Source organism: Klebsiella sp. WP4-W18-ESBL-05, assembly GCF_014169075.1.
GTDB classification, from domain to species: domain Bacteria; phylum Pseudomonadota; class Gammaproteobacteria; order Enterobacterales; family Enterobacteriaceae; genus Kluyvera; species Kluyvera ascorbata_B.
This window is the reverse complement of sequence record NZ_AP022057.1, coordinates 430,578-444,167: the sequence shown is the minus strand read 5'-3', so window position 1 is coordinate 444,167 and position 13,590 is coordinate 430,578. Positions and strand designations below refer to the sequence as shown.

General features: G+C 57.7%; 14 protein-coding genes. 1 reads left to right on the top strand and 13 read right to left on the bottom strand.

The window, feature by feature from the left end:
- Nucleotides 1-128 precede the first annotated feature (128 nt).
- From trpS to H7R58_RS02000, 12 genes are all read right to left on the bottom strand, one after another.
- Complete coding sequence (gene trpS / locus H7R58_RS02050; protein ID WP_106925142.1) at nucleotides 129-1,133, bottom strand: tryptophan--tRNA ligase; 1,005 nt, start codon at nucleotides 1,131-1,133, stop codon at nucleotides 129-131.
- Nucleotides 1,126-1,887 (bottom strand): phosphoglycolate phosphatase, encoded by a 762-nt coding sequence (gph, locus tag H7R58_RS02045; RefSeq protein ID WP_182929912.1) that lies wholly within the window; start codon nucleotides 1,885-1,887, stop codon nucleotides 1,126-1,128. Before gph ends, trpS begins: the two co-directional genes overlap by 8 nt.
- Entirely contained in the window at nucleotides 1,880-2,557 is a 678-nt protein-coding gene (rpe, locus tag H7R58_RS02040) for a ribulose-phosphate 3-epimerase (RefSeq protein WP_182929911.1), read from the bottom strand. Before rpe ends, gph begins: the two co-directional genes overlap by 8 nt.
- Before the next feature lie 33 nt (nucleotides 2,558-2,590).
- The gene (gene dam, locus H7R58_RS02035; protein ID WP_106925139.1) at nucleotides 2,591-3,424 is read right to left on the bottom strand and encodes an adenine-specific DNA-methyltransferase; all 834 of its coding nucleotides are present in this window, start codon (nucleotides 3,422-3,424) and stop codon (nucleotides 2,591-2,593) included.
- A 117-nt stretch (nucleotides 3,425-3,541) separates the two neighbouring features.
- Nucleotides 3,542-4,840 (bottom strand): cell division protein DamX, encoded by a 1,299-nt coding sequence (gene damX, locus H7R58_RS02030; protein WP_182929910.1) that lies wholly within the window; start codon nucleotides 4,838-4,840, stop codon nucleotides 3,542-3,544.
- An 84-nt stretch (nucleotides 4,841-4,924) separates the two neighbouring features.
- Entirely contained in the window at nucleotides 4,925-6,019 is a 1,095-nt protein-coding gene (gene aroB / locus H7R58_RS02025) for a 3-dehydroquinate synthase (RefSeq protein ID WP_106925137.1), read from the bottom strand.
- 58 nt (nucleotides 6,020-6,077) lie between these two features.
- Nucleotides 6,078-6,599 (bottom strand): shikimate kinase AroK, encoded by a 522-nt coding sequence (gene aroK, locus H7R58_RS02020; protein ID WP_035892101.1) that lies wholly within the window; start codon nucleotides 6,597-6,599, stop codon nucleotides 6,078-6,080.
- Between the two features lie 280 nt (nucleotides 6,600-6,879).
- Nucleotides 6,880-8,100, bottom strand: a complete 1,221-nt coding sequence (hofQ, locus tag H7R58_RS02015; protein WP_227673968.1) for a DNA uptake porin HofQ — start codon at nucleotides 8,098-8,100, stop codon at nucleotides 6,880-6,882.
- The gene (locus tag H7R58_RS25230; RefSeq protein ID WP_227673939.1) at nucleotides 7,988-8,428 is read right to left on the bottom strand and encodes a HofP DNA utilization family protein; all 441 of its coding nucleotides are present in this window, start codon (nucleotides 8,426-8,428) and stop codon (nucleotides 7,988-7,990) included. Before H7R58_RS25230 ends, hofQ begins: the two co-directional genes overlap by 113 nt.
- Nucleotides 8,418-8,876, bottom strand: a complete 459-nt coding sequence (locus H7R58_RS02010; protein ID WP_182929908.1) for a HofO family protein — start codon at nucleotides 8,874-8,876, stop codon at nucleotides 8,418-8,420. Before H7R58_RS02010 ends, H7R58_RS25230 begins: the two co-directional genes overlap by 11 nt.
- Complete coding sequence (locus H7R58_RS02005; protein ID WP_182929907.1) at nucleotides 8,863-9,405, bottom strand: PilN domain-containing protein; 543 nt, start codon at nucleotides 9,403-9,405, stop codon at nucleotides 8,863-8,865. Before H7R58_RS02005 ends, H7R58_RS02010 begins: the two co-directional genes overlap by 14 nt.
- Nucleotides 9,396-10,184 (bottom strand): pilus assembly protein, encoded by a 789-nt coding sequence (locus tag H7R58_RS02000; protein ID WP_182929906.1) that lies wholly within the window; start codon nucleotides 10,182-10,184, stop codon nucleotides 9,396-9,398. Before H7R58_RS02000 ends, H7R58_RS02005 begins: the two co-directional genes overlap by 10 nt.
- Before the next feature lie 120 nt (nucleotides 10,185-10,304).
- On the opposite strand from H7R58_RS02000, the gene mrcA reads away from it, so the two are divergent.
- Nucleotides 10,305-12,857, top strand: a complete 2,553-nt coding sequence (gene mrcA / locus H7R58_RS01995; RefSeq protein WP_182934582.1) for a peptidoglycan glycosyltransferase/peptidoglycan DD-transpeptidase MrcA — start codon at nucleotides 10,305-10,307, stop codon at nucleotides 12,855-12,857.
- A 77-nt stretch (nucleotides 12,858-12,934) separates the two neighbouring features.
- Here mrcA and nudE read toward each other — a convergent pair whose 3' ends face one another.
- A complete protein-coding gene (gene nudE / locus H7R58_RS01990; RefSeq protein ID WP_106925130.1) occupies nucleotides 12,935-13,498 on the bottom strand; it encodes an ADP compounds hydrolase NudE in 564 nt (187 codons plus the stop codon).
- Nucleotides 13,499-13,590 lie beyond the last annotated feature (92 nt).

The window sequence follows — 13,590 nt, the reverse complement described above, 5'->3', positions numbered from 1 at the left end:
TGGTGACAAAATAGCTGCCTGATGGCGCTTCGCTTATCAGGCCTACATAAACCCACACAACCCACTGATATTGCAGAGCATGTAGGCCGGGTATGGCGCAGCCGCCACCCGGCAATTTGCGCTAATGCTTACGGTTTGGCCACAAAGCCAATCGCTTCGTACACCGCCTTCAGCGTCTGAGATGCACGCGCACTGGCCTTCTCTGCGCCTTCTTTCATGATCTTCTGCAGGAAAGCTTCGTCGTTACGGAAGCGATGATAACGCTCCTGCAGTTCGCTCAGCATACCGGAAACGGCTTCCGCCACTTCCCCTTTCAGGTGGCCGTACATCTTGCCTTCGAAGTGTTTTTCCAGCTCAGGAATGCTCTGGCCGGTTACGCCGGAGAGAATATCCAGCAGGTTAGAAACGCCCGCTTTCTCTTTCTGATCGTAGCGAATAACCGGCGGCTCTTCAGAGTCGGTCATCGCACGTTTGATCTTTTTCACTACCGATTTCGGGTCTTCCAGCAGGCCAATCACGTTGTTGCGGTTGTCATCGGACTTGGACATCTTCTTGGTCGGCTCAAGCAGCGACATTACGCGCGCGCCGGACTTCGGAATAAACGGCTCAGGCACTTTGAAGATATCGCCGTAGATGGCGTTAAAGCGCTGGGCGACATCGCGGCTCAGCTCCAGGTGCTGCTTCTGGTCTTCACCAACCGGCACCTGATTGGTCTGGTACAGCAGGATGTCTGCCGCCATCAGCACCGGGTAGTCAAACAGGCCGGCGTTGATGTTTTCCGCGTAGCGGGCAGATTTATCTTTGAACTGAGTCATACGGCTCAGCTCGCCGAAATAGGTGTAGCAGTTCAGCGCCCAGCCCAGCTGTGCGTGTTCCGGCACGTGAGACTGTACGAAGATGGTGCTTTTTTCCGGGTCGATTCCGCAGGCCAGATACAGCGCCAGCGTGTCGAGCGTCGCCTTACGCAGCGCCTGCGGGTCCTGACGTACGGTAATCGCGTGCTGGTCAACGATGCAGTAGATGCAGTGATAGTCATCCTGCATGTTGACCCACTGACGCAGTGCACCCATGTAGTTACCGATGGTCAGTTCACCTGACGGCTGTGCGCCGCTGAATACGATGGGCTTAGTCATGTTCTGATTCCTGATTTTCACTGTTTGCAAGCCCGAGAGCGGGCAAAAGTTCATTGAAGTGGTCAAAGACGACGTCCGGCTCGCTCAGCGCGATGGCTTCGCCATAGTTGTAGCCGTAGGTCAGACCAACGGAGGTGCAGCCCGCAGCCTTAGCGGCCTGAATATCATTGCGCGAGTCACCGACAAACAACAGCGCTTCCGGGGCCAAAGAAAGCTTCTCCGCCACCTTCAGCAACGCCTCGGGATGCGGCTTCTTGTTCTGCACGTCATCCCCGCCAATCACCACGGAGAAATAGCTGTCGATGCCCAGCGACGCCAGTATCGGTGCCACGAACGGCGTTGGCTTGTTGGTCACCAGCGCCAGCGGTAAGCCGCTGGCGTGCAGCGCGGCCAGCGTTTGCTCAACGTGCGGGAACAGGAAGCTACCCTCTTCGGCAAACTCGGCATAATAACGATCGAACAGACGTCGCAGCACGCGAAGCTGCTCGTCTTGCGGAATATCGTGGCTATCGACGGAGGGTTTCCCCTGCGCCGCGCGCTGGGAAGCGCGTTCCTGGCGGGCCCAGTTCAGCGCCCGTTCCATCAGAACATCGGCACCGTTGCCAATCCAGGTAACGACGCGGTCTTCGCCCGCGACCGGAAGCTCCAGCGCATACAGGGCGCTATCCACCGCCGCCGTCAGCCCCGGCGCGCTGTCGACCAGCGTACCGTCGAGGTCAAACGCGACGCCGCGAATGGTTTGCAATTTATCCATGACTTACCTTTGCCAGCTCACTGCGCATTTCATCAATGACTTTGTTGTAGTCTGGTTGGCCAAAAATCGCCGACCCGGCGACAAACATATCCGCCCCGGCCGCCGCGATTTCGCGAATATTATTCACCTTCACGCCGCCGTCGACTTCCAGACGGATGTCATAGCCGGACACATCAATGCGGCGACGCACTTCCTGCAGCTTGTCCAGCGTATGTGGAATAAAGGACTGACCGCCGAAGCCTGGGTTAACCGACATCAGCAGGATGACGTCCAGCTTGTCCATCACGTAGTCGAGGTAGCTTAGCGGCGTAGCCGGGTTCAGCACCAGACCGGCTTTACAGCCATGCTCTTTGATCAGCTGCAGCGTACGGTCAACGTGTTCAGAGGCTTCCGGATGGAAAGTGATGATGCTGGCGCCTGCGGCGGCAAAGTCCGGCACCAGACGGTCAACCGGTTTCACCATCAGGTGCACATCAATAGGGGCGGTAATGCCGTAATCACGCAGCGCTTTCAGCACCATCGGTCCGATGGTCAGGTTAGGCACGTAATGGTTATCCATAACATCGAAATGAACCACGTCCGCCCCGGCGGCCAGCGCACGGGCCGTGTCTTCCCCCAGGCGGGCAAAATCGGCCGACAAAATTGAAGGGGCAATCAGGTACTGTTTCATCCGCATCTCCTCAGAGCCTATCCATTAGGGTCTTTAACGTTGTTTTTTGCCTGGCGGGCGATACAGCGCCAGCAGTTCGTCCACCTTTTTACGCGTGCCGCCGTTGCGGCTAATACTGCGTCGAACCTTGACGACGTGCGTATCCGTCGCGTTTTTATACCATTCCAGCGTCAGCGGCGTACGATGGTTCGAAATCAGTACCGGGATCCGCTTCGCCATCAGCTCCTCCGCCTTTCGCGCCAGAATCTCCTGCTGCTCCAGGCTGAAGCTATTGGTGTGATAAGCCGTAAAATTGGCCGTAGCTGACAGCGGCGCATAGGGCGGATCGCAGTAGACTACGGCATTTTTACCGGCGCGCTTCATGCAGTCTTCATAAGACTCGCAGTAGAATTCGGCGTTTTGCGCCTTCTCAGCGAAATGGCGCAGCTCGGCTTCCGGGAAATAGGGCTTCTTATAACGGCCAAACGGGACGTTAAACTCACCGCGCAGATTATAACGGCACAGGCCGTTGTAGCCGTGGCGGTTGAGGTACAAAAACAGCACCGCGCGACGGAACAGGTCGGTACTGGCGTTAAACTCTTCGCGGAATTGATAGTAGCGCTCGGCGTTATTGGTTTCGGGAACAAACAGCGTCCTCGCCTGCTCAACGTACTCATCGGCGCGCGTTTTAACGATTTTATAGAGCTCAATGAGATCGCTGTTGATATCAGCCAGAATATAACGCGAAAAATCGGTATTCAGGAATACCGATCCAGCACCAACGAAGGGTTCAACCAGACAATCGCCCTCGGGCAGATGGCCTTGAATTTCATCGAGCAGTGGGTACTTTCCCCCTGCCCATTTCAAAAAAGCGCGATTTTTTTTCATGCGGCCTGACTACTTACACTCTCTCCGGCTGTGGAGAAAGCTCCGACAGCATCCTGCGCTTCTACGCCCCGCCTATACCATGCGATATAGACGGGGCGGTCGACAACGAAACGACGGTTACTTCAGGTCAGACTGTACCTGATGCAGCGGTTTCGCCCACGGGTTTTTGGCCTGTACGTCGGCTGGCAGCGTGGTCACGGCGCGTTTGGCATCATCTTTCGATGCGTAGATGCCGCTGACCAGGACATACCACGGCTGGCCATTGCGAGAGGTTTCATACACCACGTAGTTTTTCAGGTTCTCTTTCTTCGCCCAACCGTTGAGGTTGTCGTAGTTAGAAGAAGAGCTGAGCTGCAGCGTGTAATGTGAGCCAGAAGCTGATTTCAGCGAGCCCACGTCGCCCGCCGACTTGCCGGTTGCCGTCGCGGCAGGCGCTGCGGTTGCAGCGGCCGTAGCCGTCGTGGCGGTAGGCGCAGGCGCAGCGGTGGTTGCCGCCGGTTTTGCCGCTTCAGCCGCAGGCGCTTTTGCCGGCGTTGAGGTGGCCGCCGTTACGGTCTGTTTCGGCGCAGTGGTCACCGGCTTCGTTTCAACCGGTTTGCTCTGCGCGGCCGGAGCCTGCGTTTTCACCGTGGCCATCGGCTGCGGTTTGGTTTCGATAACCGTATGCTTACGTTCCGGACGCGGAGCCGTCGCGGTCTGACGCGGCGTTTCCACCGGCGCAGTGACCGCAGGGCGCGCACCGTTACGAATCGGTGCCACGGTAGCCGGTTCCGTCGGCAGCGTAGAGTTCACGACCGTGTCGTCGCTCTGGCCCTGCGGCTGCGTCAGCGCATTGTTCAGGTCACCCTGAACTTCGACGCGCTGCTGACCGTCCGGCGCAGCGGTCTGCTGGCCCTGGGTCGGCGTAGAGGAGATTGGCGGCAGCGTGACGTCCTGCTGCGGGTTGTTTTCCTGTGCAGGCTGAGGCTGAGAAGCATTGGCCTGATCGGTATTATCGCCCGACAGAGAGATGCTCTTCTCCGACGATGCGCTTTGATCGTTTGAAGAAGGTGCTTTCAGTGCCGAACCGATGCCGACAATCAGCACCAGCAGCACAACCACGCCCAGCCCCATCATAATGTACTGGCGGGAAGCCGGTTTACGCGGCGCGGCATTTTTACGTTTACGCGGGCGGCGCTCTACCACTTCCTCTGCGTCAGCGTCATCGGCTTCTTCAGATTCGTAGTATTCGTCTTCCGGCTCGGCTTCTTCACGTGCTTTGCGACTACGGGACGGACGACGCTCATCCGCATCGAGTTCCACATCATCAAAGTTGATCTGTGGCTCGCTGTCACGATCGGAAGATTGACGAGAGCGACCAGTACGACGATCGCTGGGATCGGGTTTCAGCTCGTCTTCTGGTTTAAATTCATCCATTTAACACCCCACTAAAAGGCTTATGCCACGACAATTGCACATCACCTGAAGTTAAAACACCGCGCGAACGCGGCTAGACCTTTCTTATAGTTGCGCCTGCTGGGTATCAGCAATAGCGCCAAGAACCACATCGTGGGATACGCCACCGCGTACCTCACTTTTCCCGATAGCCAGCGGCAGCACTAAGCGCATTTCGCCAGCCAGGACTTTTTTATCTCGCAGCATGTGCGGCAGATAGGCTTGCGCCGTCATCTCCTGCGGACCCGCAACCGGCAGCCCTGCGCGCTTAAGCAGTGCGATGATGCGCTGAGTATCCTGAGCGTCAAACTGGCCCAGGCGCTCGGAGGCGTGAGCCGCCATCACCATACCCGCCGCCACGGCTTCACCGTGCAGCCAGTTGCCATAACCCATCTCGGCTTCAATGGCGTGGCCAAACGTATGCCCAAGATTGAGTAAAGCACGTAACCCGGTTTCGCGCTCGTCGGCAGCCACAACATCGGCTTTCAGCTCACAACAACGGCGAATACAGTACGCCATCGCTTTTTCATCCAGCGCCATCAGCGCGTCGATGTTCGCTTCCAGCCAGTCGAAGAACGGCGCATCCAGGATGATGCCGTACTTAATGACTTCGGCAAGGCCAGAGGAGAGCTCGCGTTTCGGTAGCGTTTTCAGGCAGTTCAGGTCAACCACAACGGAGGCCGGCTGCCAGAATGCGCCAATCATATTCTTACCAAGGGGATGGTTGACCGCGGTTTTGCCGCCAACCGAAGAATCCACCTGCGACAGCAGAGTGGTAGGCACCTGGATAAAGCGTACGCCGCGCTGATAGCTCGCCGCCGCAAAACCGGTTAAGTCACCGATCACACCGCCGCCCAGCGCCACCAGCGTAGTATCACGACCGTGTGGTTTCTGCAAAAGCGCGGTGAAAACGGTATCCATGACGGCCAGGCTTTTATACTGTTCGCCGTCCGGCAGAATGACGCTATCAACCTTCACGCCAGCCTGCTCGAGCACGGAGCGAACCTGGTCCAGATAAAGCGGTGCCAGCGTTTCGTTGGTGACCAGCATAACCTGATCGCCGGACTTGAGCGGTAAGAAGGAAGCTGGGTCGTTAAACAAACCAGCCGCGATGGTAATCGGGTAACTACGTTCCCCGAGAGTTACTGTAAGCCTCTCCATAACGCGACGTCCACCTTAGTGACTGTTATTCGCTGGCATTCTACTTTTCAGGCCAGTATTAGTTGCTTTCCAGCATATGGATGATCTGGTTAGCGACAACTTTTGCGCTCTGATCGTCAGTACGAATAGTGACGTCAGCAATCTCTTCATACAGCGGATTACGTTCGTCGGCCAGCGCTTCGAGCACTTCGCGCGGCGGCGTTTCAACCTGCAGCAGCGGGCGCTTTTTATCGCGCTGAGTGCGAGCGAGCTGTTTTTCAATGGTGGTTTCCAGATAGACAACCACGCCACGAGCGGAGAGACGATTGCGCGTTTCGCGTGATTTTACAGAGCCACCGCCTGTTGCCAGAACAATACCCTGCTTTTCCGTTAACTCATTGATGATTTTTTCTTCGCGGTCACGGAAACCTTCTTCGCCTTCGACATCAAAGACCCAGCCCACGTCAGCGCCTGTTCGTTTCTCAATCTCTTGATCAGAATCGTAAAATTCCATATTGAGCTGTTGAGCCAGCTGGCGCCCAATAGTGCTTTTGCCGGCACCCATGGGCCCAACCAGAAAGATATTGCGTTTCTCTGCCATTTTTTTGGTACTACTAAGACTATTCGTTAATGATAAATCCGCGCCGCAGAACATCACGCGTCGCAGGACATGAACTGAAACCTCTTATGCAATAGAGCGAGAGTCAGACTGAAAATTATCTCAATACTCCGGCTGGTTTGGCAACAGATTAAATCAGCAGACTACAGGAGTACGAGCGGCATACGTTGACACTCAAATCGGTACTCCTTGTATGCTAAATCTGCTCCCACGTCAAACCCACGGCGCACCTTCGCTGCTAAATTCGCATGATTACTCGCTGCTATTGCACAGAAATAATACGTGGCGTGATAAACACCACCAGTTCACGTCGTTCATTGTCTTTCCCATCACGGCGAAAAAGATGACCCAACAAAGGGATATCGCCTAAAAAAGGCACACTGTCGCTGGCGTTTTTATTCTTCTGCGAAAAAATGCCGCCCAGCGCCAGCGTTTCGCCACTTTTAACCTCAACCTGGGTTTCAATCTCCTGCTTGTCGATGGCCAGCACTTCGCCATCCGCCTGCTGTAGCACCTGGCCCGGCATATTTTCGCTGATATGCAGCTTCAACCGAACCCGACCATTCTGTAGCACCGTCGGCGTCACCTCCATGCCCAGCACCGCTTCTTTAAATTCGACCGAAGTGGCCCCGCTCTCTCCGCTCGAGACCTGATAGGGAATCTCGCTACCCTGCTTAATGCTCGCGGGCTGCAAATGTGAAGCCAGAAGCCGCGGGCTGGCGATAATATCCACCTTTTGCTTTTGTTCCAGCGCGGACAGCTCCAGCTCAAGCAGGCGACCATTGATGCGGCCAATATTAAAACCACCGCGCGTCGTGGCATCGGCTACCGACAAATCGCTACTCAGCGAGGTGATTTTACCAGCCCCTATTGCCCCTTCAGCCTCGGCGAGGCTCCATTTCACACCCAGCTCACGTAGGCTGGTTTCATTGATAGTGACGATATGTGCAGCCAGCTCAACCTGGCCGACGGGAATATCCATCTCCGTTGCCCACGCGCTAAACGCCTGAAGATGTTCACCGTCATCGCGAACGATGAGCCGGTTGGTGCGCTTGTCAACGGTCAGCGTGCCGCGCGCGCTGAGAAGTTTGCCTCCGGACTTTGCCAGTTCGCTGGCATCAGCGTACTGCAGCACAATACTGGCGTGTTTCAACGGCAACGTCTGCTGACGGCGCACCTGTTCCGCCAGCGCTCGCGCCTGCTTCTCTTCACGCCAGCGCTGCGAATAGACGAAGAGCACGCTTCCCTCCTGATGCATAACCAGCCCGGTGCTGGTCATCACCGTCTGTAACGCCTGCTTCCACGGTAAATTACGCAGCTGCAGCGAGAGCGAGCCCTGCACATCGGGTGCAATCACCAGATTCTTCTGTTCAAGGTCGGCCAGGCTTTGCAACACCTGGGCCACCGGCACGTCGTCCACCACCAGCGTGACGTTTTTCGCCGGGCTCAGCGGCGCCAGAAGCAGCAGTATTAGCAGGCTTATCCTGTTCATTTTTTGTCGTTCCTTCTCTTGTCCATTGCCAGCGCTGCGGCTCGCAGCCCGTACCCGTCTCGACCATCAGATTTTCCGGCGTTACCTGCAATACGCGCCAGCCGGTATGCAGCACGGCATCTTTTTCTACCCTCTGCCATTTATCGTCACCGCGCTGAACGATACCGATCAGACGATCGCCCGACGCCGCCGCCCCGCGATAGCGCCACAGGCTGAGCTGTGCGTGATGACACGGGTCTTCAATGGGAACAAAAGGATCGCGCATGCCGCACAGCAGCGGCACCGCAACGATCACAGCCAGCGGAAGCTTAAGGTTCATCGTTGCGCACCAGCCCTAACGTCAAGCGCAGCGTACCGTTCTCCCCGGTAAGCGCGAATGCCGTAACCTGCATACCGCACGCAGCCAGCCGCAGGAAGGTCGGGGCCACCTGTGCCCACGGAGTGTCCAGCACCAGCTCGCCGCCCTTGTCTGAAGGAAGCCAGCTCACCAGCCGGGCCCCGGACTGTTGGAAGGTCGTTGGCGAAAAGCGAACATAAGGATCTGAGCGTGCCGGTGAGAGGACTCGCGCCGCACGCAACGGCATGAGCCGACGCCAGCTTGCCGCGTACTGCGCGTGCTGACGCTGTCGGGCCTCAGATTCGGTCGTCTGTAACGCCGATGCCCCGAGGCGATAGCAAACACTCGCCCCCGCCAGCGCAGCGGCTAGCGCCGTCAGGCGCAGCGCATTCAGCCGCGAGAGCGGCCACCAGCCGTCAGGGAGCCGCATCGTCAGTCTCCTCCTGCAACTGATAGTGAACCTGCCAACGGCCAGCGTTATCGCGCTGAATTTTTCCCGCCGTTGCGGGCTGGAAACCGGGTAGCGCTGTCAGCACCTGCTCGACCCCCGCCAGAGCCGCAAACTGTATGAGCGTCCCCGATAACAGCAGCGTGCGCTCGCGGTAAACCAGCTCGTTAAGCCACGCCTGGGGAGGAAGTTGCTCAGCCAGCGTGCTCAACCGCGCCGCCCAGGCTTCCGTGGTACGTCGGTGTGCTAACCGCTGTGCGTGCAGAGCCTGCTGCTGCGCCCGCGCCGCCCATTCACGTTCGCGCGCCGCCAGTTGCTGCGTTATCTGCTGCTCCGCGTCGGCGTGAATGTCGTCTCCAGCCCGCCTCGCCTTGCCGCTGAGCTGGCAGGAAAATGCCACCGCCATACTCAGCAGCCAGCATGCCGCCACGCCGGCCACCCAGCGCCGTAGATGCCGATAGAATCGGGCTCGCCGCCACGGCAGAAAATTAACCGTATGAACTATCGCCATACCGCCCCCATCGCCAGTGCAATTGCCACGGCAAAGGCATCACCACAGGTGGGTAGCGGCGGCTGCTTTTGCGCGATGGCGCTCCAGGGGTCGAAACAGGGGCCGCCGAGATCATTGGCGCCAATGTGCACCAGCCGTGCCGGGTCAACGTCCAGCCGCTCAGCCAGCAGCAACGGTGATGCAGTGTCGCTTAACGCACCGCTTCCCCAGCCTTCCCTGTGCGCCCACAGCCAGTGCGATGCGTCTCGCCAGACCAGTACGGCTCGCGGGTCTACCATTAGCGGGAGGAAAACCTGGAGCGCGCAGGCATCCGGCGTAATCGCCGCGGTGTGTAAGCGCAGGCGGCGCAGCAGCTGCTGTAGACTGGCCACCTCGCGCTGCTGCGCGGCGGTGACGTTCCACTGCCCCGCGGGCTCCGCCAGATGATAGTCAAAACACAGTGCATCGACAGGCATCTCAAGCTGCTGCGACATCGCGCTGGCAATCCATTGACGCTGCTCGTGCTCCTGCAGGGTGATGGCCGCGCCCGGCAGACTTTTTTGCAGCGTGCGCCGGGCGGGAAAGGCTACGCTCACTGTATGCTGCCAGGGCAGCTCGTGACGCCACGGCGCCAGCGCGGCCAGCAGGCGTTCATCTTGTTCATGGGGTGACGCCGAGGAAGACAGCGGTAGCTGCCACCAACGGCGCAGAGCCCAGCCGCTGCGCGCGCGCTGGAGTGCGATGATAAAGATATTATCTTGCTGAATATGAAGCCCGACCTGCCAGCAGTTGAAAGCCATTTCACGATTCTCCTTACGCCACCAACAGCGTGACGGCTATATCAATGAATCAGGCTTGCCTTTATACTACCGCGCGTTTGTTTATAAACTGCCCAAATGCCACTCAATGGGAAATCTCCGGTGAAGTTCGTAAAGTATTTATTCATCCTTGCAGTCTGTTGCATTCTGCTGGGAGCAGGCTCGATTTATGGCCTCTACAAATATATTGAGCCGCAGCTGCCAGACGTCGCTACGCTGAAAGACGTGCGCCTGCAGGTACCTATGCAGGTCTATAGCGCAGACGGCGAGCTCATTGCGCAGTACGGCGAGAAGCGTCGTATTCCAATGACCCTTAGCCAGATCCCACCCGAAATGGTGAAAGCGTTCATTGCCACCGAAGATAGCCGCTTCTATGAGCACCACGGGATTGACCCGATTGGTATCTTCCGTGCCGCCAGCGTCGCGCTGGTCAACGGGCACGCCTCTCAAGGGGCCAGTACCATTACCCAGCAGCTTGCGCGTAACTTCTTCCTCAGCCCTGAAAAAACGCTGATGCGCAAAATCAAGGAAGCCTTCCTGGCCATCCGTATTGAGCAGTTGCTGAGTAAAGATGAAATTCTTGAGCTGTACCTGAACAAGATCTATCTCGGCTACCGCGCTTACGGCGTGGGGGCTGCGGCACAGGTGTACTTTGGCAAGCCGGCCGACCAGCTGAGTCTGAGCGAAATGGCGGTGATTGCAGGCCTGCCGAAGGCGCCGTCTACCTTCAACCCGCTCTACTCGCTTGACCGCGCCACCGCTCGCCGCAACGTGGTGCTGTCGCGTATGTTGAGCGAAGGCTATATCACCCAGGCACAGTACGACCAGGCGCGTAACGAAGCCATTGACGCCAACTACCATGCGCCGGAAATCGCCTTCTCTTCACCGTATCTGACGGAGATGGTGCGCCAGGATATGGTCAAGCAGTACGGTGAACAGGCCTACGAAGACGGCTACCGCGTTTACACCACGATTACGCGTAAGAACCAGCAGGCAGCCCAGCAGGCGCTGCGCAATAACGTGATGGATTACGACATGCGTCACGGCTACCGCGGTCCGGCCAACGTGCTGTGGAAAGCAGGTGAAACGCCGTGGGACAGCATGAAAATTCGCGCCTCGTTGCGCCCTCTGCCTTCTTATGGCCCGCTGCTACCGGCTGCGGTGACCGCCGCTAACCCGCAGGAAGCTACCGTCATGTTAGCCGACGGCACATCGGTCTCGTTAACGATGGAAGGGATGCGCTGGGCGCGGCCTTACCGCTCCGATACTGCGCAGGGACCCACCCCGCGTAAAGTGACCGATGTCGTGCAGGCCGGGCAGCAGATTTGGGTGCGTCAGAATGGCGACAGCTGGTGGCTGGCGCAGGTGCCGGACGTTAACTCCGCGCTGGTGTCAATTAACCCGAAAAACGGTGCAATCATCGCGCTGGTCGGCGGCTTCGACTTCAACCAGAGTAAGTTTAACCGCGCCACCCAGGCGCTGCGTCAGGTCGGCTCTAACATCAAACCGTTCCTCTATACCGCGGCGATGGATAAGGGCTTAACTCTCGCCAGCATGCTCAATGACGTGCCTATTTCCCGCTGGGATGCTGGCGCCGGTTCCGACTGGCAGCCCAAAAACTCCCCGGCACAATACGCGGGCCCGATCCGCTTGCGCCAGGGGCTGGGCCAGTCTAAAAACGTGGTGATGGTACGCGCCATGCGCGCCATGGGCGTGGACTATGCCGCAGAGTATTTGCAGCGTTTCGGCTTCCCGGCTGAAAATATTGTGCATACGGAATCGCTGGCGCTGGGATCTGCGTCCTTTACCCCGCTGCAGGTCGCGCGCGGCTATGCGGTGATGGCCAACGGCGGCTTCCTGGTGGAGCCGTACTACATCAGTAAAATTGAAAACGACCAGGGCGGCGTGCTGTTTGAAGCGAAACCGAAAATCGCCTGCCCTGAGTGCAATCTGCCGGTGATCTACGGCGACACGCCGAAATCGAACGTTCTGGAAAATCAGGATGTTGAAGATGTTGCCATATCACAAACGCCGCAGAATGCCGTCGTTCCCATGCCGCAGATTGAGCAGCCGAATCAGCCGCTGGTTGCTCAGAACGGTGCCCAGGAGTACGCCCCGCACGTGATCAACACGCCGCTGTCGTTCCTGATTAAGAGCGCGCTGAATACCAACATCTTCGGCGAACCAGGCTGGCAGGGTACGGGCTGGCGTGCCGGTCGCGATCTTGGCCGCCACGACATCGGCGGCAAAACCGGGACCACCAACAGCTCAAAAGACGCATGGTTCTCCGGTTACGGTCCGGGCGTGGTGACCTCCGTATGGATTGGCTTCGACGATCACCGCCGTGACCTGGGGCGCACCACGGCTTCAGGCGCAATTAAGGATCAGATTTCAGGCTATGAAGGCGGAGCCAAGAGCGCTCAGCCTGCCTGGGATGCCTTTATGAAGGCCGTGCTGGCCGGGGTGCCTGAAGAACCGCTGACCCCGCCGCCGGGGATTGTGACGGTCAATATTGACCGCAACACCGGGCAGCTCGCCAATGGCGGCAGCAGTCGTCAGGAATACTTCATTGAAGGAACGCAGCCTACACAGCAGGCGGTTCACGAGGTCGGTACTGAAGTGATTGATAACGGGGAAACCCACGAGCTGTTCTGACCCGTAACGCGGGCAACTGACCCCGACGGCACGCTGCTGCGCGGGGTCATAAAAAAAGGCGCCGTTGGCGCCTTTTTTTATGACAATCTGCCCTGTGCCCTCAGCCACTCGCGTAGCAGGAACAGCGCGCTCACGTTGCGCGCCTCGCTAAAATCAGGATCGTCGAGCAGATCCATCAGGTTAGCCAGCGGCCAGCGCACCTGCGGCAGCGGTTCTGGCTCATCGCCCGGCAGGGATTCCGGGTAGAGGTTTTCCGCCACAACGATATTCATTTTGCTGGAAAAATAGGATGGCGCCATGCTGAGCTTTTTCAGGAACGTCAGCTCATGCGCGCCAAAGCCCACTTCTTCTTTTAGTTCACGGTTAGCCGCCTGCATGACCGTTTCGCCAGGATCAATCAGCCCCTTCGAAAAACCCAGCTCGTAAGATTCTGTTCCCACCGCGTATTCGCGAATCAAAATGACGTGTTCATCGACAATAGGCACAATCATTACCGCTTCGCGCGAGGAGGGTTTCATCCGCTCATAAACGCGACGGACGCCGTTGCTGAACTCGAGATCGACGCTTTCCACATTAAACAGGCGCGACTTTGCGACGGTTTCAACATGGAGGATGGTAGGTTTTTGTAATGATTTGCTCATTGGGCCGGGGTCTTTGCTGTGGTGACTTTTATCATTGTGCGATAGGTACGAGGTTCCAGCAATGTATAAAGCGTTTTATTTACATCGTTGCA